The sequence below is a fragment of the Lysobacter enzymogenes genome (assembly GCF_017355525.1).
In the GTDB taxonomy this organism is placed as follows: domain Bacteria; phylum Pseudomonadota; class Gammaproteobacteria; order Xanthomonadales; family Xanthomonadaceae; genus Lysobacter; species Lysobacter enzymogenes_C.
Window position 1 is genome coordinate 3,963,529 of record NZ_CP067395.1, and the last position, 24,159, is coordinate 3,987,687.

22 protein-coding genes are annotated in these 24,159 nt (G+C 70.2%); 11 read left to right on the forward strand and 11 right to left on the reverse strand.

Annotated elements, in window-relative coordinates; genetic code table 11:
* Positions 1 to 314 precede the first annotated feature (314 nt).
* Positions 315 to 3,407, forward strand: a complete 3,093-nt coding sequence (locus JHW38_RS16665) for a TonB-dependent receptor domain-containing protein (protein WP_207522447.1) — start codon at positions 315 to 317, stop codon at positions 3,405 to 3,407.
* A 108-nt stretch (positions 3,408 to 3,515) separates the two neighbouring features.
* Here JHW38_RS16665 and JHW38_RS16670 read toward each other — a convergent pair whose 3' ends face one another.
* The gene (locus JHW38_RS16670; protein ID WP_207522448.1) at positions 3,516 to 4,307 is read right to left on the reverse strand and encodes a TatD family hydrolase; all 792 of its coding nucleotides are present in this window, start codon (positions 4,305 to 4,307) and stop codon (positions 3,516 to 3,518) included.
* Between the two features lie 158 nt (positions 4,308 to 4,465).
* On the opposite strand from JHW38_RS16670, the gene JHW38_RS16675 reads away from it, so the two are divergent.
* The 3 genes from JHW38_RS16675 (at position 4,466) to JHW38_RS16685 (ending at position 8,146) form a co-directional block, all read left to right on the forward strand.
* The gene (locus JHW38_RS16675) at positions 4,466 to 4,933 is read left to right on the forward strand and encodes a hypothetical protein (RefSeq protein ID WP_207522449.1); all 468 of its coding nucleotides are present in this window, start codon (positions 4,466 to 4,468) and stop codon (positions 4,931 to 4,933) included.
* A gap of 57 nt (positions 4,934 to 4,990) precedes the next feature.
* The gene (gene hrpB, locus JHW38_RS16680) at positions 4,991 to 7,537 is read left to right on the forward strand and encodes an ATP-dependent helicase HrpB (protein WP_207522450.1); all 2,547 of its coding nucleotides are present in this window, start codon (positions 4,991 to 4,993) and stop codon (positions 7,535 to 7,537) included.
* A gap of 249 nt (positions 7,538 to 7,786) precedes the next feature.
* The gene (locus JHW38_RS16685) at positions 7,787 to 8,146 is read left to right on the forward strand and encodes a hypothetical protein (RefSeq protein WP_207522451.1); all 360 of its coding nucleotides are present in this window, start codon (positions 7,787 to 7,789) and stop codon (positions 8,144 to 8,146) included.
* A gap of 234 nt (positions 8,147 to 8,380) precedes the next feature.
* Here the strand turns inward: JHW38_RS16685 and JHW38_RS16690 are convergent, their stop codons facing one another.
* Entirely contained in the window at positions 8,381 to 9,472 is a 1,092-nt protein-coding gene (locus JHW38_RS16690) for a hybrid sensor histidine kinase/response regulator (RefSeq protein ID WP_207522452.1), read from the reverse strand.
* A gap of 251 nt (positions 9,473 to 9,723) precedes the next feature.
* Between JHW38_RS16690 and JHW38_RS16695 the strand changes: the two genes are divergently transcribed.
* Positions 9,724 to 10,677 carry an aldo/keto reductase gene (locus tag JHW38_RS16695; RefSeq protein WP_207522453.1) on the forward strand — a complete coding sequence of 318 codons (954 nt, stop codon included), beginning with the start codon at positions 9,724 to 9,726 and terminating at the stop codon, positions 10,675 to 10,677.
* A gap of 249 nt (positions 10,678 to 10,926) precedes the next feature.
* Positions 10,927 to 11,871 carry a DMT family transporter gene (locus JHW38_RS16700; RefSeq protein ID WP_207522454.1) on the forward strand — a complete coding sequence of 315 codons (945 nt, stop codon included), beginning with the start codon at positions 10,927 to 10,929 and terminating at the stop codon, positions 11,869 to 11,871.
* Positions 11,872 to 11,935: 64 nt separating this feature from the next.
* On the opposite strand, the gene JHW38_RS16705 is transcribed toward JHW38_RS16700, so the two are convergent.
* Positions 11,936 to 13,690, reverse strand: coding sequence for a hypothetical protein (locus tag JHW38_RS16705; protein WP_207522455.1), 1,755 nt, complete (start codon positions 13,688 to 13,690; stop codon positions 11,936 to 11,938).
* Between the two features lie 352 nt (positions 13,691 to 14,042).
* On the opposite strand from JHW38_RS16705, the gene JHW38_RS16710 reads away from it, so the two are divergent.
* Positions 14,043 to 14,441, forward strand: a complete 399-nt coding sequence (locus JHW38_RS16710; RefSeq protein WP_207522456.1) for a hypothetical protein — start codon at positions 14,043 to 14,045, stop codon at positions 14,439 to 14,441.
* A 14-nt stretch (positions 14,442 to 14,455) separates the two neighbouring features.
* On the opposite strand, the gene JHW38_RS16715 is transcribed toward JHW38_RS16710, so the two are convergent.
* The 3 genes from JHW38_RS16715 to JHW38_RS16725 form a co-directional block, all read right to left on the reverse strand.
* Positions 14,456 to 14,992: a pseudouridine synthase gene (locus JHW38_RS16715; RefSeq protein WP_207522457.1), complete on the reverse strand. Its 537-nt coding sequence runs from the start codon at positions 14,990 to 14,992 to the stop codon at positions 14,456 to 14,458.
* 271 nt (positions 14,993 to 15,263) lie between these two features.
* Positions 15,264 to 16,340, reverse strand: a complete 1,077-nt coding sequence (locus JHW38_RS16720; RefSeq protein WP_242690969.1) for a class I SAM-dependent methyltransferase — start codon at positions 16,338 to 16,340, stop codon at positions 15,264 to 15,266.
* 119 nt (positions 16,341 to 16,459) lie between these two features.
* A complete protein-coding gene (locus JHW38_RS16725; RefSeq protein WP_207522458.1) occupies positions 16,460 to 17,419 on the reverse strand; it encodes a LysR substrate-binding domain-containing protein in 960 nt (319 codons plus the stop codon).
* A gap of 195 nt (positions 17,420 to 17,614) precedes the next feature.
* Between JHW38_RS16725 and JHW38_RS16730 the strand changes: the two genes are divergently transcribed.
* Positions 17,615 to 17,839, forward strand: coding sequence for a hypothetical protein (locus tag JHW38_RS16730; protein WP_207522459.1), 225 nt, complete (start codon positions 17,615 to 17,617; stop codon positions 17,837 to 17,839).
* Positions 17,840 to 17,941: 102 nt separating this feature from the next.
* On the opposite strand, the gene aceK is transcribed toward JHW38_RS16730, so the two are convergent.
* The gene (gene aceK / locus JHW38_RS16735; RefSeq protein WP_207522460.1) at positions 17,942 to 19,672 is read right to left on the reverse strand and encodes a bifunctional isocitrate dehydrogenase kinase/phosphatase; all 1,731 of its coding nucleotides are present in this window, start codon (positions 19,670 to 19,672) and stop codon (positions 17,942 to 17,944) included.
* Between the two features lie 73 nt (positions 19,673 to 19,745).
* On the opposite strand from aceK, the gene JHW38_RS16740 reads away from it, so the two are divergent.
* Positions 19,746 to 20,216, forward strand: a complete 471-nt coding sequence (locus tag JHW38_RS16740) for a hypothetical protein (protein WP_207522461.1) — start codon at positions 19,746 to 19,748, stop codon at positions 20,214 to 20,216.
* Positions 20,217 to 20,323: 107 nt separating this feature from the next.
* Here JHW38_RS16740 and JHW38_RS16745 read toward each other — a convergent pair whose 3' ends face one another.
* The gene (locus tag JHW38_RS16745; RefSeq protein WP_207522462.1) at positions 20,324 to 21,085 is read right to left on the reverse strand and encodes a hypothetical protein; all 762 of its coding nucleotides are present in this window, start codon (positions 21,083 to 21,085) and stop codon (positions 20,324 to 20,326) included.
* Between JHW38_RS16745 and JHW38_RS16750 the strand changes: the two genes are divergently transcribed.
* Together JHW38_RS16750 and JHW38_RS16755 are read left to right on the forward strand one after the other, a co-directional pair.
* Positions 21,085 to 22,116 carry a DUF4344 domain-containing metallopeptidase gene (locus JHW38_RS16750; protein WP_207522463.1) on the forward strand — a complete coding sequence of 344 codons (1,032 nt, stop codon included), beginning with the start codon at positions 21,085 to 21,087 and terminating at the stop codon, positions 22,114 to 22,116. The two genes, JHW38_RS16745 and JHW38_RS16750, sit on opposite strands and share 1 nt — an antisense overlap.
* A gap of 128 nt (positions 22,117 to 22,244) precedes the next feature.
* Entirely contained in the window at positions 22,245 to 22,553 is a 309-nt protein-coding gene (locus tag JHW38_RS16755; RefSeq protein ID WP_207522464.1) for a hypothetical protein, read from the forward strand.
* A gap of 154 nt (positions 22,554 to 22,707) precedes the next feature.
* Here JHW38_RS16755 and JHW38_RS16760 read toward each other — a convergent pair whose 3' ends face one another.
* Genes JHW38_RS16760 through JHW38_RS16770 form a run of 3 tightly spaced genes read right to left on the reverse strand, consistent with a single transcriptional unit; the run spans position 22,708 to position 24,046 of the window.
* Entirely contained in the window at positions 22,708 to 23,109 is a 402-nt protein-coding gene (locus tag JHW38_RS16760) for a hypothetical protein (RefSeq protein WP_207522465.1), read from the reverse strand.
* 56 nt (positions 23,110 to 23,165) lie between these two features.
* Complete coding sequence (locus tag JHW38_RS16765) at positions 23,166 to 23,546, reverse strand: hypothetical protein (RefSeq protein ID WP_207522466.1); 381 nt, start codon at positions 23,544 to 23,546, stop codon at positions 23,166 to 23,168.
* A complete protein-coding gene (locus tag JHW38_RS16770) occupies positions 23,543 to 24,046 on the reverse strand; it encodes a hypothetical protein (protein ID WP_207522467.1) in 504 nt (167 codons plus the stop codon). Before JHW38_RS16770 ends, JHW38_RS16765 begins: the two co-directional genes overlap by 4 nt.
* Positions 24,047 to 24,159: the final 113 nt, after the last annotated feature.

Sequence of the window (24,159 nt, forward strand, 5' to 3'; positions counted from 1 at the left end):
GGTTGAAGCATCTGTGCGGTCGATTGGTACTGAATATTCACTGCCAAGCGCGATTTCATGGATCCAATGCTTTGCTGACTTTTGCGCAAGTCTTGATCTTTCCTGTTCTCGCTTTGGCTGATTCAGCCTCATTAACGCTAGTAAAAACAATCAGTTAACTAGAAGAAACATTTTGTTACGGTTTTTTCTTGCTTCCCCGCCCGGCCGCGACCTATTAGTGAGGTCCCGTGGCGCAAGGCCACGGATGACTTTTCGGGGGAAAACTCATGCAAACGACTCACCGTCGCGGCGTTGCGCCGCGCCGTTCGCCGCTCATGCTGGGCATCTGCCTGGTGCTGGCCGCTCCGGCCGTCTGGGCGCAGCAAACGCCGCCGGCTGCGCCCGCCGCCGCGGAAGCCGACAAACCGGCCAGCACCAAGACCACCGAGCTCGACCGGCTGGTCGTCACCGGTTCGCGCATCCGCCGCGCCGGTTTCGACACGCTCGAGCCGGCGACCGTCGTCAGCAAGGAGTACATCTCCGCGCGCGGCATCACCAACGTCGCCGACGCGCTCAACGAAATTCCCGGCTTCGGCGTCGGAATCACGCCCGAAGGCGGCCAGGCGACCTTCGGCACCGGCGTCAACTTCGTCAACCGCTTCGGCATCGGCAGCGCGCGCACGCTGACCCTGGTCAACGGCCGCCGCTTCGTCACCAGCGCGCCGACCACGCTGTTCGGACCGGCCGCGCCGGGCCTGCAGGTCGACCTCAACGCGATCCCGACCGCGCTGGTCGAGCGGGTCGAGAACATCGCCATCGGCGGCGCGCCGACCTACGGCTCCGACGCCATCGCCGGCGTGGTCAACGTGATCCTGCGCAAGAACTACGAAGGCGTGGAAGCCGGCGCCAGCTACGGCGTCACCGAGCAAGGCGACAACGAGCGCTACAACGCCTGGGCCCTGGTCGGCGCGAACTTCGACGACGGCCGCGGCAACGTCACCTTCTCGTTCACCTACGACGACAGCAAGGGCGTGCTGCAGAAGGACCGCGATTTCTTCCGCGCCGGCTACTTCAACGCCGCCAACCCGCTGGCCGCGCGCATGGCCGCGCTGTTCCCGGGCCGCACGCCGGCCAACGACGGCCGCTACAACCCGAACATCCCGTTCAACACCGGCAACGGCGACGGCATTCCCAACGGCGTGCTGATCCGCGACCGCCGGATCTGGTCGACCCCGTTCGGCGGCCTGATCTCGCCGGTCAGCGGCGCGTTCAAGCCCGGCACCGACAACATGATCGCCAACGGCTTCGGCCCCGGCGGCAACACCGTGCTCGCGTTCGACCGCAGCGGCAACCTGGTGCCGTACAACCAGGGCATTCCGTACTCGGCCACCGACGCCAGCGGCGGCGACGGCATCAGCCTGGTCGATGCCGGCCAGGTGATCTCCGACCTCAAGCGCATGTCGGTCAACACCACCGCGCGCTGGGCGCTGAACGATCGCGTCGACGTGTTCATGGAAGGCTCGTTCTATTCGGCCGAAAGCACCGAGCTGACCGACCAGTGGGCCTACAACTCGCCGCTGTTCGGCGGCGCCAGCCAGATGCTGCGCTTTCCGACCACCTACGCGCTGCTGACCGATCAGGCCCGCGCGCAGTTGAACGCGCTCGGCGTGACCGCGTTCAACCTCTCGCGCGCCTCGCGCGACCTGATCACCAACAACGGCAGCGGCACCACCGAGCTGGGCCGGATCGTGCTCGGCCTGGAAGGCGATTTCGACATCGGCGAGCGCACCTTCTACTGGGAAGCCTCGGCCAACTACGGCCGCAGCGACTCGCGCGCGTACGGCACCTCGCTGAACCAGCAGAACTTCGTCAACGCGCTCAACGTGATCCGGGTCAACGGCCAGGTGGTCTGCGCCGGCGCGCCGGTCGCCGGCGTGGTGGTGCCGGGCGGGGTCACCGCCAAGCCCGATCCGAACTGCGTGCCGCTGGACCTGTTCGGCGAAGGCCGCCCCAGCGCGGCCGCGCGCCAGTACGTGACCACCCGCACCGCCTCGCAGGCGCTGCAGGAGCAGGAGGTCTACAACGTCAACGTCTCCAGCACCCTGTTCAACCTGTGGAGCGGGCCGCTGCAATACAACATCGGTTTCGAACACCGCAAGGAAAGCGGTTTGTTCGATCCGGGCTCGTTCCTCGAGCAGGGCCTGGGCCGTTCGGTGCCGATCACCCCGCTGCAGGGCCAGTACACCACCAACGAGTGGTTCGGCGAGTTCGTGCTGCCGCTGGTCAATCCCGAGCGCAACTTCATCGGCCTGCGTAAGCTCGACGTGATCGGCAAGTACCGCCAGGTCGACAACTCGATCAACGGCAAGTTCGACACCTACACCTACGGCCTGCAGTGGAAGCCGTTCGAAGACCTGGAAATCCGCGGCAACTTCACCCGTTCGCTGCGTTCGCCGGCGATCACCGAAGCGTTCCTGCCGCAGGCGACCTCGTTCCAGTTCGTCACCGGCGACCCCTGCGACGCGCGCTTCATCAACAGCGGCGCGAACGTCGCCAACCGCAAGCGCAATTGCCAGGCCTTCCTCAATTACTACGGCCTGACCAACTTCACCTCGAATGCCAACGGCGCGTCGATCCAGGGCATCTCCGGCGGCAATCCGAACCTGCGCAACGAGTCGGCCGACTCCTACACCTACGGCTTCACCTGGGCGCCGTCGTTCGCCGAAGGCCTGACCGTCACCGCCGATTACTACAACATCAAGATCAAGGACGTCATCAGCAGCCTGACCGCGGCCGACATCGCCACCGCCTGCTTCGACGCGTCCGACTTCAACGCCGGCGACGTGCCCAACGCCAACTCGTTCTGCAGCCGCATCGTCCGCAACGCCCCGGGCAGCAGCGCCGGCGCGGGCCAGGCGACCAGCTTCATCAGCGGCTTCGTCAACGGCAAGTCGCTGACGATGGAGGCGTATTCGACCGAGATCGCCTACCGCTTCGACACCGACCGCTTCGGCCGCTTCGCGTTCGGCCTGACCGGCTACTTCCCCAAGGAGCTGACGATCGACGTCACCGGCGTCTCGCCGAATCCTTCGGCCGGCGAGATCGGCACGTCCAAGCGCCAGTACCAGCTCAGCGGCGCGTGGGAGAAGGGCCGCTGGGGCCTGAACCTGACTGGCAACTACCTCAGCAGCGCCGAGTTCAACGTGCTCAACACGCCGGAAACCCGCGACATCCTCAAGGTCGGCGACTACTGGCTGTTCAACGGCGGCGTGCGCTACCGCCTCAACGATCACGCCATGCTGCGGCTGGCGGTGACCAATCTGTTCGACAAAGCCCCGCCGTTCCCGGCGCAGACCTCGGCGGACGCGTTCTCGACCTACGACGTGCTCGGCCGCCGCTACAACCTGGCGTTCGAGTGGAAGTTCTGAGGATGTAAGGCAAGACGCGGGCTTGCGCCGAGCAAGCCCGCGAAGTGGAGGCTGTACTCCGATGGCCGGCCCGCTCTCCGACGGGTCGGCCCTTTTTTTGCGTCGCGCTCAGCCGGGCAAGCGGAAGAAGGCGCTGGCCGCCGCGGTGCTGTTGGCGGCGGTGACGGCGACGTCTTCGCCGCGGTCGCGCGCCAGTTCCTCGACGATATGGGCCAGGTACATCGGCTCGTTGCGCCGGTGCGAGGGCGCCGGCTTGACCGTGCGCGGCAGCAGGTACGGCGCGTCGGTTTCGATCATCAGCCGCTCGGCGGGAATGTGCTTGACCAGCTCGCGCAGATGCAGGCCGCGGCGCTCGTCGCACAGCCAGCCGGTGATGCCGATGTACCAGTCGCGGTCGAGATAGGCGAACAGTTCCTCGCGCGTGCCGGTGAAGCAATGCACCACCGCCGGGCCGAGCTTGCCGTCGAAGTTCTTCATCATCGCCACGAAGTCGTCGTGGGCGTCGCGCTGGTGCAGGAACAGCGGCTTGCCGGTGTCGACCGCGGTCTGCAACTGCATCTCGAACGCGCGCCGCTGCGCCGGGCGCGGCGAGAAATCGCGGAAGTAGTCCAGGCCGCATTCGCCGACCGCGACGACTTCGTCGTGGGCCAGCAGCGCGCGCATTTCCGCGTCGCATTCGGCGGTGTATTCGCTGGCGTGGTGCGGGTGCACGCCGGCGGTGGCGAACAGCTCGCCGGGATGCCGCCGCGCCAGCTCCAGCGCCTTGGGCGAATGCTCGCGGCTGGCGCCGGTGATCACCATGCGCGCCACGCCTGCGTCGCGGGCGCGTTGCAGCACCGCGTCGCGGTCGGCGTCGAAGCTGTCGTGGGTGAGGTTGGCGCCGATGTCGATCAGTTGCATGGGGCACAGCGGAAGCGAAGGCAGCGCGCAGTGTAGATGCTGGCCGCAGCCGGCCCAACCCGCGCGCCGCCCGCGGCGGACGACCGGCGCGCTTCACAACGGCGGTGCGGCCGCGTTGCTTGCATACACGGCGGCAGGGGCCGCCCAGGAGACTGTCCATGCGCATCGCTTCCCTCGGCCTGGCCGCGCTGCTGGCCGCCGCCGGCGTCGTCCACGCCGCCACGCCCGCCGCCGCCGGCCTGGATTTCCCCAAACAGACCTTCAGCGGCGGCAACGTCAACCCGGTCTGGCGGGTCGAACTCAAGCGCGTGGAGGCCGGCGCGGTCGAGCTGCGCCTGTCCAGCCCGCGCGGCGTGCCGATCGCCGCGGGCACGCTGAAATCGGTCGAGCCGGTGCTGAAGCTGCCGGTGTTCGGCGAACTCAAGGGCCAGTACGGCCTCGCCGGGCCGGTCATCCTGCAGCAGCGCTCGCTGCCGGCGCAGGTGCTGGTCGCACCGAGCAAGGCCGGCCAGCCGTGCCAGGACGCCCGCGGCAAGAAGTATTCGCAGGCGGTGTTCCTGGTGATCGGCGCGAGCAGCGATCCGGACAAGCTGTATTACGGCTGCGGCGAATACGCCAAGCCCTGAGCGGCACCGGCGGCGGCGCCATTCCGGCCGCCGCCGCCGGTCCGTATCCTTGCGCGGGTGAACAGCCCCGCCTTTCCGATCGATTCCTTGCTGCCGCAGATCCGCGACAGCCTCGCCGCCCATCCGCGCCTGGTGCTGGAAGCGCCGCCCGGCGCCGGCAAGACCACCCAGGTGCCGCCGGCGCTGCTCGATGCGCCGTGGCTCGGCGGGCGCAAGATCGTCATGCTGGAGCCGCGCCGCGTCGCCGCGCGCGCGGCCGCCCAGTTCATGGCGCGCCAGCGCGGCGAAGCCGCCGGCGACACGGTCGGCTATCGCATCCGCTTCGAGAACAAGGTGTCCGCGCGGACCCGGATCGAAGTCGTCACCGAGGGCATCCTGACCCGGATGATCCAGGACGATCCGACCCTCGACGGGGTCGGCGCGCTGCTGTTCGACGAATTCCACGAACGCCATCTGGCCGCCGACCTCGGCCTGGCCCTGGCCCTGGACGTGCAGGCCTCGCTGCGCGAGGACCTGCGCATCGTGGTGATGTCGGCGACCCTCGACGGCGAGCGGTTGGCGCAGTTCCTCGACGCGCCGCGGCTCAGCAGCGCCGGGCGCAGCTACCCGGTGCAGATCGCGCACCTGCCGGCGCGGCGCGAGGAGAAGCCCGAACACCAGCTCAAGCGCGCGGTCGAACACGCGCTGGGCGCGCACCCCGGCGACGTGCTCGCGTTCCTGCCGGGCCAGCGCGAGATCGCGCGCGCCGAAGCGGCGTTGGCCGGCAGCGAGGCCGCGCGCGGCGTCGATGTGCTGACCCTGCACGGCGAACTGCCGGTCGAGCAGCAAAGCCGCGTGCTCCAGCCCGATCCCGACGGCCGCCGCCGGGTGGTGCTGGCGACCAACGTCGCCGAATCCAGCGTGACCCTGCCCGGCGTGCGCGTGGTCGTCGATGCGGGGTTGGCGCGCGAGCCGCGCTACGACCCCAACAGCGGCTTCGCCCGCCTCGACGTGGTCGCCATCGCCCAGGCCTCGGCCGACCAGCGCGCCGGCCGCGCCGGCCGCGTCGCCGACGGCTGGGCGTACCGTTTATGGCCCGAATCGCAGCGGCTGGAGCCGCAGCGGCGGCCGGAAATGGCCCAGGTCGAACTGGCCGGGCTGGCGCTGGAACTGGCCGCCTGGGGCGACGCCGGCCTGCGTTTCGTCGATGCGCCGCCGCCCGGCGCGATGGCCGCGGCGCGCGAACTGCTGCTGCGCCTGGGCGCGCTGGAACCCGGCGCCGGCGCGCAGCCGGTCATCACTGCGTTCGGCCGGCGCATGCTCGCGCTCGGCACCCACCCGCGGCTGGCGGCGATGCTGCTGGCGCCGAGCGACGCCGGCGAACGCGCCCTGGCCTGCGATCTGGCCGCGCTGCTGGAAGCGCGCGACCCGCTGCGCAGCGGCGGCGACGCGCTGCACGCGCGCTGGCAGGCGCTGGCCGCGTTCCGCGCCGGCCGCGCGCCGGCGGACGCGTCGCGTTCGGCCCTGGCCGCGCTCGATCAGGCCAGCAAGCAATGGCGCCGGCGTTTGCGCGTCGACGCCGCGCCGCCCGCGTCGGCGCCCGCGCACTTGCTCGGCGACCTGCTCGCGCACGCGTTTCCCGACCGCATCGGCCGCCAGCATCCCAGCGATCCGTATCGTTATCAGCTCGCCAACGGCCGCAGCGCCAAGCTGTTCGACGACAGCGCCGTGTACGGCGAACCGTGGCTGCTGGTCGCCGAACTGCGCGACGATCCGCGCGACGCGCGCATCCTGCGCGCCGCGCCGCTCGACGAGGCGCGGCTGGAGCGCGAGTTCCCGCAGCGTTTCGTCAGCGAGGACCGGGTGGTGTGGGACGCCAACGCGCGCGGGATCGCGGCGGTGCGCGAACGCCGCTTCGACCGCATCGTGATCGACAGCCGGCCGCTGGCCAAACCCGATCCGGCGCGCTACGCCGACGCCTTGGTCGACGCGGTGCGCCAGCTCGGCCTGGACGCGTTGCCGTGGACCGAATCGCTGCGCCAGTGGCGCGCGCGCCTGCGCTGCCTGCGCGAGTGGATGCCCGAGCTGGCGCAGGGCGAACACGCGTTGCCGGATCTGAGCGACGAAGCCTTGATGGCGGGCCTCGACACCTGGCTCAAGCCGGCCTTGCGCGGCAAGACCCGGCTCGACGCGCTCGACGAAGCCGGCTTCGGCGAAGCGCTGCGTTCGCTCGCCGACTGGAGCTGGCGGCAGAAGCTCGAAACGCTGGCGCCGACGCGCATCACGGTGCCGTCGGGTCAGGAACGCGCGATCCACTACGACTTCGAAGCCGAAACTCACGACGCCCATATCGGCGCCAGCGCGCCGGTGCTCGCGGTGAAGCTGCAGGAACTGTTCGGCCTGGCCGACACCCCGCGCATCGCCGACGGCCGCGTGCCGCTGACCCTGCACCTGCTGTCGCCGGCGGGCCGGCCGCTGCAAGTCACCCAGGACCTGCGCGGTTTCTGGGAACGCACGTATCCGGAAGTGAAGAAGGAAATGAAAGGCCGCTACCCCAAGCATCCATGGCCCGACGACCCGTGGACCGCCAAGGCCACACACCGCGCAAAACCGCGCGGCACATAACTCGCACCGGCTTCCTGTAGGAGCGGCGCAAGCCGCGACCACGCCACCACAACCACGACGCCACCCACACCCGCCCCCTGTAGGAGCGGCGCAAGCCGCGACCGCGCCGCCACAATCACGACGCCACCCACCCGTCGTATCCTCTCTCCCACATTCAGCCCCAAGCCACGCCAGCGTCGCCCCGCTCACAGAATTTCAACGGTGGCGCGCCGACACTGGAGCCCGTTTCTCTCGTCCAGGACCGACACGATGAGCAAGTTCGATTCCCTGCCCGACCGCGCGCTGGAACTGGTGCACGCGATCAGCGCCAACCTCAAGGAGGCCGCGCCCAAGGCCGGCCAGTGGCTCGACACCGGCGCCAAGCTCGGCGTGGTCAAGGCCGGCGCGCGCACCGCCGGCGGTTTCATCCGCCGCAATCCGGTGGTCGCGGTCGCCGCCGTCGCCGGCGCGGGTTTGCTGTGGTACGCCGCGGCGCGGCGCAAGGCGCGCAAGCAGGCCGAAGGCGAACCGATCGAAGGTTCGGCGCGGCGCATCGACGCGCGCCGTTCGGCGCCGGGCGCGGGGCGCCGGCGTACGCGCAATGGCGCGGACGAGGGTGCCGCCGAGTAAGTACGTTTGCGCGTGAACGAGGCGCCGGTTGCGGCGCTTCGTCGGAATAACAAAAAGCCGGCGCGGATGCGCCGGCTTTTTCGTTTGGGTTGCGTCGTGGTCGAGTTTTCGCGGTCGCAGCTTGCGCAGCTCCTACAGGGGCCTCGGCAGGTTGCGTATCCGACTGTAGGAGCTGCGCAAGCTGCGACCGCGAAAACTCGACTACAGCGAACGCACCGCAGCGCGAGAAACCCGTCAGGCCTCCGGCAACTCGATAATGAACCGCGAGCCGCCATGCTTGCGTTCTTCATACCAAAGCTGCCCGCCGGCATTGACCACGATCTGCTTGGCCAGCGACAAGCCCAGCCCGCTCGACAACCCGTCGTCGATGTCGTTGTCGTGCAAGCGCACGAAGGGTTTGAACAGCTCGCGCTGGCGCGCCACCGGAATGCCCGGGCCGCGGTCGGCGACGATCAACTGCCAGAAACCCGGCGCGCTGTTGCGCGCGGCCAAGGTCAGGTCGCCGCCGGGCGCATACTTCATCGCGTTGGTGACCAGATTCTCGCTGACCTGACGCAGCACCCGCGAGTCCATCGCCACCTGCGCCGAACCGTTCGGCGGCGGCTGCACCTGCACCCGGATGCCGCGCGCGTCGAGCTGCATTTCGTAGCGGCGCACCAGCCAGTCCAGGGTTTCGGCCAGGTCGGCGCGGGCGCTTTGTTCGGCGCGTTCGCGGTGGCCGGCCTGGGTTTCCAGGTAATGGCGGATATACCCCAGCGCGTCGTCGGCGCTCTCGTGGATCATTTGCAGATAGCGCGGCACGCGCTCGGGCTTGCAGCCGTTGTTGATCAGCAGGTCGCTGGCGAACAGCACGCTGGTCAACGGATTCTTCAGGTCGTGCGCGACCAGGTTGACCAGTTCCTCGCGCTCGCGCGCGACCCGCTCGAGCCGGTCGCGGGTGAGCTTGAGGCCGACGTGGGCGTTGACCCGCGCCAGCAGTTCTTCGGGCAGGAACGGTTTGGTGACGTAATCGACCACGCCGGCGTCGAACGCGCGCAGCAGCAGGTCGCGGTCGTGGGCGGCGGTGACGAACACCACCGGCACCCGCAACGGCGAGCCGGCGCGCAGCGCGTCCATGACTTCGAAACCGTCCATGCCCGGCATCATCACGTCGAGCAGGATCAGGTCGGGCGGGGACTGCGCGTACAACTGCAAGGCCTCGTCGCCGGTCGAGGCGGCCACCACTTCATAACCCTGGCGGGACAGCAGGGCGGTCACCACGCGCAGATTCGCGGCCTGGTCGTCGACGACCAAGATGCGACCGGTGGATGTCGCGGGAGTGCTCACGTCCTGTAAATCTCCTGAGGGCGCTGGACTGCCACATAATTCACACAAAATTCGCATTTGTGAATCGCGTGGAAATCGTGTGGCAAGTTAACAGAAACCTTCACGCAAAGGCGGTATCGGAGCCGGGAATGATGAATCGTTCACTGCCCTGCGACGACCTGCCGCAACCGGTAACGATGGCCCACACGAAGGTGAATGACGGTCGCAATGCGGCGGCGCATCATGAACACTCCCGCATTAAGGAAAGCGCAATGAAAATGCGCCCGCTCGGTCGTTCTTCCCTGTCGGTCGCGCCGCTGGCGTTCGGCGGCAACGTATTGGGCTGGAGCGCCGACGAGGCGACCGGTTTCGCCCTGCTCGACGCCTTCATCGAGGCCGGTTTCGCCCTGGTCGATACCGCCGACGCGTACTCGGCCTGGGTGCCGGGCAACCAGGGCGGCGAGTCCGAGCGCATCATCGGCCGCTGGCTGGCCCAGGGCGGCGGGCGCCGCGAGCGCATCGTCGTCGCGACCAAGGTCGGCAAGTGGGCGCCGCGGCGCGGGCTGGCGCCGGCCACGATCCAGGCGGCGGTGGAGGATTCGCTGCGCCGGCTCGGCACCGACACCATCGATCTCTATCAGGCCCACGCGGACGATCCCTCGGTGCCGCTGGAGGACACCCTCGGCGCGTTCGCCCGGCTGATCGAACAGGGCAAGGTGCGCGCGATCGGCGCGTCGAACTACTCGGCGACGCGTCTGGCGCAGGCCCTGGAGGTGTCGCAGCGGCACGGGCTGCCGCGTTACGAAACCCTGCAACCGCAGTACAACCTCTGCGATCGCGCCGGCTTCGAGGCCGAACTGGAGCCGTTGGCGCGCGAACGCGGCCTCGGCGTCATCGGGTATTACTCGCTGGCCAGCGGTTTTCTGACCGGCAAATACCGCGGCCGCGACGACCTCGGCAAAAGCGCGGCGCGCGGCGGCGCGGTGGCCCGGTATCTGGACGCGCGCGGGCTGCGCATCCTGGCCGCGCTCGACGCGGTCGCCGCCGGCCACGGCGCCACGCCGGCGCAGGTGGCGCTGGCGTGGCTGATGGCGCGGCCGTCGGTGACCGCGCCGATCGCCGGCGCGACCAGCGTGGCGCAGTTGCAGGAACTGATGGCGGCGGCGCGCCTGAGGCTGGCGGTCGATGAGATCGCGGCGTTGGATGCGGCCAGCGCCGGCGGCTGAAGCGCCCGGTATTGCCGCGTACGCGCCGTCGGCGCGCTTCGCTGAGCGCCTCCCGTCCGGCCGAACGCCCACGCCGGCAAAGGCCGACGGGTGCGGCGCGGTGTCGCTGGGCTGCGCCCGGCCTTACCCTGTCGCCACGGCGCCGCGATCTTCGTCGCGGCCCTGCCTGTCGTTTCTCCCATTCCCCAAGCGCCGTCGCTGCCCGCGCCACGCAGGCGGCGCACGCGTCCACCCGAGCCCTGTCCGCCCGTGTCCTCCGCCTCTGTCCGCCGCACCGGCTTCGCCCTCGCCGCCGCCGGCGCGATCCTGTTCTCGGCCAAGGCGATCCTGGCCAAGCTGCAATACCGCTTCGGCGTCGATTCGCTGCAAGTGCTGGCCCTGCGCATGGCCTTCTCGCTGCCGTTGTTCGTCGCCCTGGGCGCGCGCGAGCACCGCCGCGCGCGCGTGCGCGGCGCGCTGCCGACCCGGCGCGACTGGGGCCTGATCGTGGTGCTCGGCGTGCTCGGCTATTACCTGTCGAGCCTGCTCGACTTCTGGGGCCTGGAGTACGTGCCGGTGTCGCTGGAGCGGCTGATCCTGTTCCTCAACCCGACCATCGTGCTGCTGATCGGCCTGTTCGCGTTCGGCCGCCGGGTCGCCGCGCGCGAGTGGGCGGCGCTGGCGGTCAGCTACGCCGGCGTGGTCCTGGTGATGGTCGAGAACCTGCGCGTGGAAGGCGAGCACGTGCTGCTCGGCAGCGCGCTGGTGCTCGGCGCGGCGGTCAGCTACGCGCTGTACCTGGCGATGTCGGGCGAGCTGGTCAAGCGCCTGGGGTCGTTGCAGTTGGTGGCGTGGGCGATGATCGTGTCGACCGCCGCGGTGCTGGCGCATTACCTGATCGCGCGCGACCCGGCGGCCCTGTTCGGCCTGCCGTGGCAGGTCTATGCGCTGGCCGCGGCCAACGCGGTGTTCTGCACCTTCCTGCCGGTGACCTTCACCATGGCCGCGGTCGGGCGCCTGGGCGCCGGCACCGCGGCGCAGTTCTCGGTGATCGGGCCGGTGTCGCTGGTGTTCCTCGGCGCCTGGGTGCTCGGCGAGAAGATCACCGCGATCCAGCTGGTCGGCACCGCGGTGGTGCTCGGCGGGGTGTTGCTGCTGAGCCGGCCGGGGGCGAACTCGGTGCCGGTGGCGGCGGCGGACAAAGCGTCGGGCTGAGCCGGCGCGCAAACGCGAACAGGCGCCCGAGGGCGCCTGTTCGCTTACGCACTTCGGGCCAGCCTCAGTGGGTCGCCAGCAGCGGCACGCTGAGGGCTTCGTGGAACACGGCGCCGGACAGGCAGGCGTTGCTCTGCAGCGCCGACAGCTTGGTCGCGCGGTCCTTGAGGTCGCCGTAGGTGCGCGGCGTGCCGCTTAAGGGGTCGGCCATGGTGAAGGTGCCCGGATTGGCGAGGCTGCTGCCCGCCGGGTTGTTGCCGATCAGGAACCGCGACAGCAGCGAGGTCGCGCCGGACGCGCGCGGGGCGATGTGGAGGAAGTTGGTGGTCTGGGTCTCGGCGCCGTGGCAGGCGTTGCAGGTGTTGAGCGAGAACCCGTGGCGCTCGTCGTTGCCGGCGCCCGGACCGTTCCAGAACTGCTGCGGCGGCCCGTTCGGCACCGCGCCGGTCAGCATGCGCTGGCCCTGGTAGACCAGCGGCACCTGGTAGTTGTTGGCCAGGATCTGCGCCGAAAAGTCCCAGATGTAATCGCCGAGCAGGATCGAGTTGTTGAGGCTGTGGTGCGGCGTCTGCTTGGACGTCGTCATGGTCAGTTGGTTGGCGCCGCGGGCGATGGCGAACTCGCGCAGTTCCCACGGGCTTTGCAGGAACTCGTTGGTGCGCACCTGGTTGATCGCGCTGCGGTTCGGCTTGGCCGGCGCGGCGTTGGCCGCGGTGAAGCGGTCGGTGATGACCTGCAGCTGCGAGTTGTAGGCCGGCGAGCCCAAGGTCAGCGTGCCCAACGCGCCCCACTGGCGCGCATAGCTGCGGATGTTGGTGCAGCCGGTGATCGGAATGCCGTATTCCAGGATCACCGTGAACGGCAGCACCGAACAACTGCCGCTGGCGTTGCGCCGGAGCACGCCGAACACGAACCGGCCTTCGCCGGCGGTGCCGCCGCCGTAGGCCGAGTTGGTGCGCAGGTCCATGCGGTTGACGATCGCCAGCAGGCGCAGCGGCGCGCGGTCCATGCGCAGCTTGCCGGTAACGGTGTCCTTTTCCCAGGCGTTGAGCACCTGGTTGATGACCTGCGCGCGCGCCGCGGCCGGGAAGGTGTTGATGGTCTGGGTGGTGGCCCACTGGCGCAGCCAGTTCTCGGTGAAGTCCGCCGGGGTCACGCCGCTGACCGGCTGATTCGCCATGTTGGTCATCAGCCTGTTGAAGGTCCAGGCGCCGTTGGCGTTGCCGGCGCCGGTGCACAGGTCGAAGGTGCGGGTCGGGTCCTCGATCACGCTCGGCGAGGTGACCAGCAGCGAGCGCTCCGGCCGCACCAGCGCCGCCGGGCCGAACACCACCGGGAACGGAATCCGGATCGGCATCTGCAGCTCGATCTGCTTGCGCAGGGTTTCCGGTTCGAGGAACGCCATCGGCGCCTCGCCGCGGAACTCGCGGTCGACGAAGGTCGCCACGGTCAGCTTCTGCCCGGCCTGCTCCTTGCGCTCGCTCTGCTCCTTGACGAAGCCTTCGAAGTCGAACGGGATCGGCGCGCTGTAGAGCTGCGGGTCCTTCTCGTCGCGGCGCAGGACTACGGGCTTGTCGCCGACGTTGAAGTTGATCTCGGCCGGCAGCTGCTGCTCCTTGGCGTAGATCAGCTGCAGCAGGGCGTCGCCCTGGCCCGACTGCGGGGTCGGGGTGATCAGCATGTCCTCGACCACCGGTGGGGCCAGTTCGAACGGCAAGGGTTCTTCGGCGGCGGATGCGGCCGGCGCGTGCAGCAGGCTGGCGGACCCGGCGGCCAGCGCGAGGCCGACGCCGAGGGACAGGGAACGCAGGGTGGACATGGGTCGGGCTCCTTCCGTTGAGCAGACCGCGAGTGGCGTAGCGCCAGGCGCGTAGCTGTCGTCGACGCTAAGGCCGCGCGCGCGGGCGGCGCCAGCGCCGCGGCGGGATCAAATGGGGACGTTTTCGCAGCCGCGCCGGCGAGCTGCGACCGCGGTCGCGGCGACACTGCGCCGGCGATAGCGAAGGCGGGTGAGCGAAGGTGAGCGAGCCAGCGGCCGCGCAGGTCAGGCCGATCGCGCGTCGGCAGCGTCCGCACAGGCCCGCAAGGCGCCGGCTTGAGCGCCGAGTCTCGTCAGCGCGCCGCCGATCCGCGAAAATGCCGCGCCCCCGAACTGCGCCAAGGTTTCGCGCATGCAACGTCTTTTGCTGCTGATCGCGCTGGTCGCGGTCGCCGCGTTCGCCTACCTGCACTGGTTCGCCCCGCCGGCGCCGCGCTACCGCCTGGACGAGATCGAGCGCCAGCCGGTGCCGCGCGCCGAGTTCTTCGCGCTGTGGCGCGAAACCGCCTACGGCCTGTGCGACCGCGGCGCCGCCGGCGGCGAGCGGCTCGGGCCGGCCGATTGCCGGCGTTACGTCGATCGCGCGCACGAGCGCTGCGCCGCCCGCGTCGGCGCGCCGGCGACGGTCGCCGGCAAGGCCGAATCGCGGCGCTGGGCGCGGCCGTACCTGGAGTGCGTGGTGCCCGCGCCGGTGTGCCGCGGGGTGGAAGTGCGGACCCTGGACGACGCGCTGCGCCACTGCGCGCCGTAAGCGCGGCGCTCAGTTCACAGCGCGCGCCACTGCCCCGGCGCCAGCCCGCCGAGCCGGTGCGGGCCGATCGCCACCCGGATCAGGCGCAGCGTCGGCAGGCCGACCGCGGCGGTCATCCGCCGCACCTGGCGGTTGCGGCCTTCGCCGATGCTCAGTTCCAGCCACGCGTCGGGCACGGTCTTGCGGAACCGCACCGGCGGATCGCGCGGCCACAGCCAGTCCGGCGGGTCGAGCGCGCGCGCGCGCGCCGGCAGGGTCGGCCCGTCGTTGAGTTCGACCCCGTCGCGCAGGCGCTGCAACTGCGCCGCGGACGGCTCGCCTTCGACCTGGACCAGATAGGTCTTGGCCTGCTTGTGGCGCGGGTCGGTCAGGCGATGGGCGAGCGCGCCGTCGTCGGTCAGCAGCAGCAGGCCTTCGCTGTCGTGATCCAGGCGCCCCGCGGCGTAGACCCCGGCCGGCAGCCCGAACCCGGCCAGGGTCGGCTTCGGCGGCTGGCTGCGGTCGGTGAACTGCGAGAGCGCGCCGTAGGGTTTGTTGAGGGCGATCAGCATCGGAGTGGGGCGGGCGGGGGGCGGGGTTATTTTGCCGGGACGCGGCGCGAGAGCGGAGTTTGTCGTAGTCGGATTGTCGCGGTCGCGGCTCGCGCCGCTCCTACAGGGGCTGCGGCCTGTGCCGTTTCCGACTGTAGGAGCGGCGCGAGCCGCGACCGCGACAACCCACCCACGACGACACCACCGGTGCCGACGTCGGCACCCGCCCAAAACGAACAGGCCCGCCGCAATCGCGACGGGCCTGCCGGTCAATGCCGATACCGCGCAACGATCAGCGCGGCTTGCGGAAGCGCAAGGTCATCCGGTCGCTTTCGCCGATCGCCTTGTACTTGGCGTCGTCCGCCGCATCGTGCTGGTTGGTCGGCGGCAGCGTCCACACGCCGTTCGGGTAGTCCTTGGTGTCGCGCGGATTGGCGTTGATCTCGCTCTTGCCCTCGAGCTTGAAGCCGGCCGCTTCGGCCATCGCGATCACCTGCGCCGTGCCGACATAACCGCTCTTGTCCTCGGCCGGCACGTCGGCCTTGGCGCGGTGCTCGACCACGCCGAGGGTGCCGCCGGGCTTGAGCACGTCGAAGAAGCCCTTGAACATCACCTCGGCCTGGCCGGCGCTGCGCCAGTTGTGCACGTTGCGGAAGGTCAGCACCACATCGGCCGAGGCCGGCGGGCCGAACGCGGGCTTGAACGGGTCGTAGGCGGCGACGACGGCGGCGGCGTACTGCAGCGGCGCGTCGGCGAACTTCTTCTCCAGGCCGGTCTTGGCCTTGTAGTAGTAGGCGCGCGCGCTGTCCTTGGTCTGGCTGTCGGGGTCGACCACCGCGGCCACGTAGCGGCCCTTCTCGCGCAGGTATGGGGCGAGGATTTCCGAGTACCAGCCGCCGCCCGGGGTGATTTCGACCACGGTCTGGTCGGGGCGCACGCCGAAGAACTGCAGCGTTTCCAGCGGATGGCGATACGCGTCGCGGGCGACGTTGCCCGGGTCGCGCCAGGCGCCGGCGATCGCGTTCTTGAGCGGGCTGCCGGTGTTGGCGGCCGCGGCGGGCTTGTGCGCGGCCGGCTTGGCGGCCGGCTTTTCGGCCGGCTTCGCTTCGGCCGGCTTCGCTTCGGCGGGCTGTTCCGCGGCCTTCGCCGGCTGTTCGGCCGCCGCTGCCGCGGGCTTTTCGGCGGCTGCCGCGGCGGGCTTCTCGACCTCGGCGGCGGCGGGCTGCGCGGGCTTTTCGGCCGGCTGCGCAGCGGCCTGCTCCGCGGCCGGCGCCGGCTCGGGCTTGTTGTCCTGAGCGTGCGCGACCGCGCCCGCGCCGGCGGGCAACAGCGCGGCGAGCAGCAGTCGGGCGAGGTGTTTACGTTCCATGCAACCCACTCCAGTGACGTTCGGAAGGCCGCAGCCTACCGCATGCGTTCAGCCTGCGCTGTAACGCGAATGTGCCGGCGCTGCCGGCTGCGGCGCGTGCTGCGCCGCCGCAGCGCGACTCAACTGCGCTTCGCCCGCGGCTTGCGCGCCGGCGCCGCGGCGCCGGCCTGGCCGCGCGCGGCGAGGTCGGCGTCCATCTGCTCGACATACTCGCGCGCCTGTTCATGCAGCCAGGTGCGGAACGACTCCAGCCCGGCGTGATCGACCGAACGCGGCGGATACACCAGGTAATGCCCCCAGTCGATCTTCAGCCGCCCCTGGCTCAGCGGCACCAACTGGCCGTTGCGGATCAACAGCCGCGTGCGCGCCATCCGCCCCAGCGCCACGCCCAGGCCCTCGACCGCGGCGCGGTGCATGGTTTCGGAATCGTCGAAGTGGGCGACGTAGCGCGCCGGCGGCTTGCCGCCGTAGCGGTCGAACCAGTCCTGCCAGTACGTCGACAGGTCGCCGAGCAAGGGCCAGCGGTGCAGGTCGTCCTGCGCCGGCAGGCCGCCCATGCGTTCGACCAGCTCCGGGCTGGCCACCGGAATCAGGGTTTCGTCGAACAGGTGCTCGATCACCAGCCCCGGCCAGCGGCCGTAGCCGCCGCGGATCGCCGCGTCGACGCCGGGCTCGCGGTCGAAGTCGACCAGCGCCGCGGACGAGAACAGATTGAGTTCGAGCTGGGGATAACGCGCGACGAAGCTGCCCAGCCGCGGCATCAGCCAGGCCGAGGCCATCGACGCCAGCAGGCTCAGGGTCAGCACGTCGTCGCGGCGCGGGCTGTACGGGCGCAGGGCGTGGTCGAGCGCGTCCAGGTGCGGCGCCACCACCGACAGCAGGCGCTCGCCGTCGGCGGTCAGGCGCACACCGCGCGGGCCGCGTTCGAACAGGCGCCGGCCCAGGCGCTGTTCCAGGGTGCGTATCTGATGGCTCAAGGCGCTGACGGTGAGGTGCATCTGCTCGGCGGCGCGGGTCAGGTTGTTCAAGCGCGCGGCGGTGGCGAAACCCAGCAGGGCGTGCAACGGCGGACGGTTCATCGAGGCGGTTCCCGGTGGCGTTCGAGCGTTCGATCCGGCTCAAGTCTGGCTTGCAAACGTATCGCTTTTTTGCCGGATTTGGCGAGCGTAACTTGAGCCTCGTCCGCAGCCCGCACGGCGTCCCCCACGCGCCGGCCGGCTCCGGCCCCCGCACACGAGGCCCCGGCCATAGCCGGTTCCGGAGGAGTCCAGGCCATGAATATCTACAAGAACCTGATGTTCCTGCACGGCCATTTCGTCGATCCGCGCGATGCCGACGACGACGCGCCGGCGCCCGCGCCGCAGCGCGCGGCCTTCGTCGCCGCCTCGCGCCCGGCTCAAGCCGCGCGCCGGCTCGACTGGCGCCAGTGGTGGCTGCGGCTGTGGCCGGCGCAAAGCGCCCGCGTCGCCGACGGCTGCGACGGCGCGCGCTGCGCCTGAACCCGCTGCGCCAGAGCGCGCTGCGCCAGAGCGCGCTGCGCCGGAGCCGGACGAACTCCGGCCCGCGCGCCGGCGACGTTCGCCGAACACCCGGCGCGCCGCTTACGGCAGCCGCCGCGCCGACGGATACGGCGCCACGTCGTTGATCCGCCCGGCCGCGAGCCCGGCCTGCACCTGCCGCCACCACTGCACCTGGAAGATCTCGCCGTGGGCGTGCATCAGCGCGCCCAGCAGCGGCGGGCTCAGGCCGAGGAAGCGCGGGAACTGTTCCGGGAAGACGTCGTTGCCGTGGGCGTAGAACCACGCGCCGGCTTCCATCTCGTCCTCGTGGTTGCGCGGCGCCGGCACCTCGCGGAAGCGGCAGTCGCTGACCAGACACAGCTCGTCGTAGTCGTAGAAGATCGCGCGCCCGTGGCGCGAGACGCCGAAGTTCTTCAGCAACAAGTCGCCGGGAAAGATGTTGCTCAGCGCCAGGTCGCGGATCGCCTGCCCGTAATCGATGACCGCCGCGCGCGCGGCTTCGGGCGTCTGCTCGCGCACGTACAGGTTCAGCGGCCGCAGCCGCCGCTCGACGTAGCACAGGTGCAGCACCAGATCCTCGCCGTCGAGGGTGATGCTGCCGGCGCAAGTGGTCAGCAATTCGTCGAGCAAATCCGGCGCGAAACGCGCGCGCGGAAAGCGCAGGAACCGGAACGGCTGCGCGTCGACCAGCCGGCCGACGCGGTCGTGGTGGAACACCAGCGAGTACTTGGCTTCCACGTCCTCGCGCGCGACTTCCTTCGGGTACGCGAACCGGTCGCGGATCAGCTTGAACACCAGCGGATAGCTCGGCAGGGTGAACACCGCCATGACCATGCCGCGCTCGCCTTCGGCGCGGATCAGGCGCTCGCCCGGCTGCGCGGCGAACTGGCGGAAGAAGGTGCGGTAGCGCTCGGTCTTGCCCTGCTTGGCGCGGCCGAGCACGGTGTAGAGCTCGTCGATCGGCTTGCCCGGCAGCAAGGTGCGCAGGAACACCACCGCATCGCCGACGGTCGGCAGGTCGGCGTGGAAATAGCTGCGCGAATAGCTGAACAGCTGCACGACTTCGGCGCGCAAGGTCAGCACCGCATCGACCCGCAGCGCGCCGTCGTCGTTGACCAGCGCGATCACGCACGGCGAGAAACTGCGCTCGCCGAACACCCGCCCGACCAGATAGGCGCGGCGCTCGCGATAGAACACCGTATCCAGCAGCTCCACCGCGCGCACCGGATGCGGGCCCCAGTGCTGCAGGTCTTCCTGCAGGCGCACCGCGATGCCGGCGGCGCAGCGGGTGCGGTGGGCGTAGGGCACGGCGAACGGGTAGTCGTCGAGCACGCGCATGAAGGTCTCGACCAAGCGGTCGCCGGACACCGCATAGCTGTGCCGCGCCACCGGATGGGTGATCGCATCGGTCGGCTCGATGTCGAGGGCGACGAACTCCAGCGCCGGATCCACGCCGCGGGTCTTGAAGAAGCGCCGGGTCAGCGTGTTGAAGAAAGTCTTGTACAACTCGCCGTCGAGCAGCGGCGCGACGATCCCGGCATAGGCCTCGCGCACCCGCGCCCACAGCGCCGGTTCGCGCGCGCGCGCGCCGAGCCGCGCTTCCAGCGCCTGCCCGGCTTCGCCGACGCACAGGTCGTACAGCGCGATGCGCTCGACCGCGTCGTCGCGCGCGCCGTTCCAGTCGCAGCGTTCGAAACGCGCTTGCGCGCGCCGGGTGATCGCGGCGAAGCGCGCGTGGTAGTCGGCGAACGCATCGCGGATCTGGCTGGCGACGGCGACCGCTTCGGCGAGAGCGTCGGGGGCGGCGGACATGGCCGCAGTGTACGGCGGCGCGCGTGCGGCTGTGGCATGCTCGCCGGCGGATTCGCTTACCGATGAAACCGTCATGACGCTTCGGACACCGACGCCGGCGATTTTATGTGCCGCGTTGATACTGGCCGCGCTGGCGCCGCACGCCGCGCTGGCCCAGGACGACACCCGCCTGATCCTGTACACCGGCCGCGTCGGCGAACGCGCGGTGACGATGTACCTCAAGGACGAACCGGCCCCGTGCGGCGGCGACTTGCGCCTGATCACCGCGATCTATCGCTACGACGGCGTGTCCAAGTGGCTGGAACTGGACGCCAACAGCGATCGCAAGGGCCGCCTGGCCCTGGTCGAATCCAACCTCGGCAGCGGCGTCAGCGGCGCGATGATGCTGGTGCGCGACGGCGATGGCCTGAAAGGCAAGTGGATCAGCCCCGACGGCGAGCGGGTGCTGCCGGCGCGCTTCCAGCCGGCTCCGGCGCCGGCCAGGAAGCGCCGCGAGATGGAGGAGACCCTGGAAAAGGTCCACTACGAGAACAACGACTGCTGAGCTGCGCCGGACTCGCCCTGTAGGAGCTGCGCAAGCTGCGACCGCGCAGCCCGCCGGCCGCGTCGCATCCACGCAACGCCGACGAACCCACGATCAACCCACGCCGCCTAGCGCCCGCGCGGCCACCGCATCTCCAGCGCCACCATCGCCGCCACGCACGCCGAGATCGCCGGCCACCACGGCAGGAACAGTTCCAAGGTCGGTTCCCAGCGCGCCCAGGTATTGCCGTAGTGCAGCGCGAACACGGTCAGGTTGGTGTGCAGCGCCAGCAGCAGGGCCGCGCCGATCGCCGCCGCCGCCAGCGCGCGGTCGTAGCGGCGCGGCCCGCGCCGGCGCTGCCGCCAGCGCAGCAGCAACGCGCACGGCAGCACGGTCAGCAACAGGCAGACCGTGGCGAAGAGGGTCAGCGCGGTGAGAAAGCGCACCGGCGTCATCGTCGTCAGCACTGCGACGTCCGTTTCGCCGATCACCGTTTCCCAGTGCGCCCAGGCCGGCAACGCCACCGCCGCGGCCATGAACCACAGCGCGCGCACGCCCCCAGCCAGCGCAGAACGGCCGGTGGCGAGCGCGGGCGAAACGAGGCTGATGCGGGTCGAGGTCATGGACGCGGCGGCCGCTCGGTCGATACGGCCAACGATCCTACTGTCATTACCGGCAAAATCCGATGCACTTCTCGAAACCATCGGGTTACCATCCGCCGCGACGGTGCAGGGATGCTGATACGCGCCGATCGGACCGGCCCGATGGGGGAACTCCGGTGCGGCGCCCGCCGCCCGGAAGGCATCGCCGGCACCGCTCGCCGCTCGCGTCTTGCGCTCGAACCGGGGCTTCGCGCCCCGTGCCTTTCCTGACGAGAGCGACACATCCAATGGTTCAGAAGATCATCATCGGCGTGCTGGCCGCGGCCCTGATCGCGGTCTGTTCGGTCTGGGGCTACACCGCCTGGCAGAAGCAGCAGGCCGCCGCGCCCGCACCGGCGCCCGTCGCCGCCGCGCTGCCCGCGGCCAAGCCGCTCGATGCGGCCCTGCCGGCCGAGACCGCGCCGGTCGCGGCCGAAGCGCCGAAGGAAGAAAAGGCCGACGGCACCCACTTCACCTACAAGTACGTCTCGCCGCGCAATTCCGACCTGCTGGCGATGTACAACATGGCCAGCGAGATCGACATCCTGCACCACCTGCCGGAGGTCAATCAGCTCGACGGCTGGCTGACCCTGCCGCGGCCGATCAACTTCATCACCGCCGAGTGCGGCACCGTCAACGCCTTCTACGCCCGCGACAAGGGCGACGTGGTGCTGTGCTACGAGATGCTGGAACTGCTGGTGCGCCAGGGCGCGGCGATCGCCCAGGCCAACGGCGGCAGCACCGGCGACCAGCTCAAGTACCTGATGGCGAACCTGCGCTTCCTGATGCTGCACGAGACCGGCCACGCCCTGGTCGACATGCTCGACCTGCCGCAGACCGGGCGCGAGGAAGACGCGGTCGACCAGCTCGCCACCACCTTGATGCTGTCGCTGGTCAGCGCCGACGAGAGCGAGGGCGACATCGCCCAGAACCTGCAGCTGGCGTCGAACTTCTTCCTGCTGACCGACAGCGGCAACCACGACATGGCCAGCTACGCCGACGAGCATTCGGTCGGCGCGCAGCGCTTCTTCAACCTGCAGTGCATGATCTACGGCCACGATCCGGGCAAGTACCTGCGCATCGTCACCAGCGGCCGCCTGCCCGAGGCGCGCGCGCTGCGCTGCCAGGACGAGAGCAAGCAGATCACCCGCAACTGGCTGCGCCTGATCGAGCCGAACATCGCGCCGAAGCACCGCATGACCGCCGAGGAGGAGCAGGCCAAGATCGAGGCGATCAAGCAAAAGCAGGTCGAGAACGCGCCGGCGCCGTACGTGCGCTGAGCCTCGTCCGGGCGCCCGGATACGGGCGCCGCGGTTGCGCCCGCCGATGCGGCGCGCGCAGCCCGGATCCAAAAAGAACTATGCGCGGCCGCTACGGCGGCCGTTTCATCGCTATCGGTTGATTGCACATGATGGTTTGCCGCACGCTCGCACTGAGCGCTTTCGTCCTCGCGCTGGCCGCCTGCGTCAAGCCCGCCGCCGAACCGGCTTCGCCGGAACAGGCGCGCGCCGCGTTCCTGGCTTCGTGCGAACGCCGGCTGCAAGGCCGCACCTCGCTCAGCGCCGCGCAGATCGCGAGCTTCTGCCCCTGCTTCGCCGACGCGGCCGCCGCCAAGCACGATCTCAACCGGCTCAACGCCGAGATGGAATCCGGCAGCGACGACGCGTTCAAGTCGACCCTCCAGGCCGAATTCGAGCAGTGCAAACGGCGCATGTAACGCGCCGATAGCCCTCCTGTAGGAGCGGCGCAAGCCGCGACCGCGAATCCGCAACCACGACGAAACCGCCCTGCGAGCGAAAGACTCGCGGATGCAGGCGCCGTGGTTGCGGATTCGCGGTCGCGGCTTGCGCCGCTCCTACAGGAAGCGCCGGCTACTGCGCGTTGCCGTCGGGCATCAGCAGCACCAGCGGCTCGCAGGCTTTCGCCGTGCAGCCCCAGCGGCGCACGGCCGCTCCGTCGGTCCAGGTCGCCGTCGCCGCGGCGTTGATCTCGAAGTCCCACTCGCGTCCCTGCGCGCGCAGGCGGCCGCTGATCGAACACGGCAGCCAGTAGAACGCGTCGTGGGTGCCGTCGGGGTATTCGCGGCTCGCGGCGAACAATGCCGCCACCTGCCGCGGATTCAGGCGCCACGCCGCGCAGTCCTTGCGCAGCGCGGGTTCGCGGCCTTGCGGGTCGTCGAAGCGCGCCGGATCCACGCGCAGCACGGTCAGCGTTTGGCCGCCGTCCGCGCCGGGCGCGTGCGCGCAGGCGGCCAGCAGCAGTGCGAGCGACAAGCCGGCAACGGCCTGAAAACCAGTACGTCGCAGAGCAAGCATCGTAGTGAACGGCATCATCGGGCCTTGGGAAAATCCGCGGCCTTGCGCTCGAACGCGTCGCGCGCCAGGCCTGCGTAACAAACGAACGCCGCCACCGCCTGTTCGACGCTGGAAACGCTGAAACTCAGCGCGTCGCCGCGCTGCGCCAGGCGCGCGAGCAAGGAATCGCGAACCAGGCGTTCGCTGCGGAACGCGAATGCGCCATGGCCGAGCGGCCGCGCTTCGAGAAAATCGCGTTCGTCGCGGTACAGGCCGATACCGTACGCGCGCTCGGGCGGCGCCGCCTGCGCCTGCGCCAGCAACTCGCCCAGGCGCGAGGTCGGCACCGGGCCCAGCTGTTCGACGGCGCCGTCGTCGTAGACGCGGTAACCGCGCAGGTCGGCTGCGGCGTTCATCGCCCGTCGAACAGCCGCAACACGAGTTCTTCGACTTCCAGCGGCCGGCCGGCGCGCGCGGCGGCCTGGTGCCATTGCGCCGGCGAGGGACCGTCGCTGGCGCTCGCGCCGCCCCACAGCGAGGCGTTGATCGCGAACACCGCCGCGCCTTCGCGCACATGCATCGGCGCGACCCGCTCCAACGCGGCGCGCAGCGGGCCTTCGACCGCGGCCGGCAATGCCGGCGTGTAATCCAGCCAGACCTTGCGCGCGCCGTCGGCGCGCACCGCGACGACCACATAGCCCGACGCGGGCGCGCCGGGCGCGGCCCGTTGCAGATGCGCCTGCGCCGCGGCGTTGAGCGCCTTGATGTAGGCCGCCATCGCCTCGGCGCCGTCGACGCGCTGCGCCATCGCCTCCTGCGGTTGCAGCAGCATGATCGAGTTGACCGCGTACGGCGCGGCCGCGGCGGCGGATCCGGTCCAGGACATGAGCAGCACGATCGTCAACAACCAACGCATGGCGGCGACCTCGCATCCGATGTGAGGCGGTAAGGCGGCCCGCGCGGGCGCGGGGCTTGCCGCGATCCTAGCGCAACCGGCTGCGGCCGGTCTGCCGGCCGTCGTCCGCGTGG

Bases quoted from the DNA above. Each gene is read 5' to 3' on its own strand.
- JHW38_RS16755 (WP_207522464.1), top strand. From the start codon at position 22,245: ATGATGGTTTGCCGCACGCTCGCACTGAGCGCTTTCGTCCTCGCGCTG.
- JHW38_RS16750 (WP_207522463.1), top strand. From the start codon at position 21,085: ATGGTTCAGAAGATCATCATCGGCGTGCTGGCCGCGGCCCTGATCGCG.
- JHW38_RS16695 (WP_207522453.1), top strand. From the start codon at position 9,724: ATGAAAATGCGCCCGCTCGGTCGTTCTTCCCTGTCGGTCGCGCCGCTG.
- JHW38_RS16730 (WP_207522459.1), top strand. From the start codon at position 17,615: ATGAATATCTACAAGAACCTGATGTTCCTGCACGGCCATTTCGTCGAT.
- JHW38_RS16770 (WP_207522467.1), bottom strand. From the start codon at position 24,046: ATGCGTTGGTTGTTGACGATCGTGCTGCTCATGTCCTGGACCGGATCC.
- aceK (WP_207522460.1), bottom strand. From the start codon at position 19,672: ATGTCCGCCGCCCCCGACGCTCTCGCCGAAGCGGTCGCCGTCGCCAGC.
- JHW38_RS16685 (WP_207522451.1), top strand. From the start codon at position 7,787: ATGAGCAAGTTCGATTCCCTGCCCGACCGCGCGCTGGAACTGGTGCAC.
- JHW38_RS16705 (WP_207522455.1), bottom strand. From the start codon at position 13,690: ATGTCCACCCTGCGTTCCCTGTCCCTCGGCGTCGGCCTCGCGCTGGCC.
- JHW38_RS16740 (WP_207522461.1), top strand. From the start codon at position 19,746: ATGACGCTTCGGACACCGACGCCGGCGATTTTATGTGCCGCGTTGATA.
- JHW38_RS16675 (WP_207522449.1), top strand. From the start codon at position 4,466: ATGCGCATCGCTTCCCTCGGCCTGGCCGCGCTGCTGGCCGCCGCCGGC.
- JHW38_RS16765 (WP_207522466.1), bottom strand. From the start codon at position 23,546: ATGAACGCCGCAGCCGACCTGCGCGGTTACCGCGTCTACGACGACGGC.
- JHW38_RS16670 (WP_207522448.1), bottom strand. From the start codon at position 4,307: ATGCAACTGATCGACATCGGCGCCAACCTCACCCACGACAGCTTCGAC.
- JHW38_RS16720 (WP_242690969.1), bottom strand. From the start codon at position 16,340: ATGGAACGTAAACACCTCGCCCGACTGCTGCTCGCCGCGCTGTTGCCC.
- JHW38_RS16715 (WP_207522457.1), bottom strand. From the start codon at position 14,992: ATGCTGATCGCCCTCAACAAACCCTACGGCGCGCTCTCGCAGTTCACC.
- JHW38_RS16665 (WP_207522447.1), top strand. From the start codon at position 315: ATGCTGGGCATCTGCCTGGTGCTGGCCGCTCCGGCCGTCTGGGCGCAG.
- JHW38_RS16725 (WP_207522458.1), bottom strand. From the start codon at position 17,419: ATGAACCGTCCGCCGTTGCACGCCCTGCTGGGTTTCGCCACCGCCGCG.
- JHW38_RS16710 (WP_207522456.1), top strand. From the start codon at position 14,043: ATGCAACGTCTTTTGCTGCTGATCGCGCTGGTCGCGGTCGCCGCGTTC.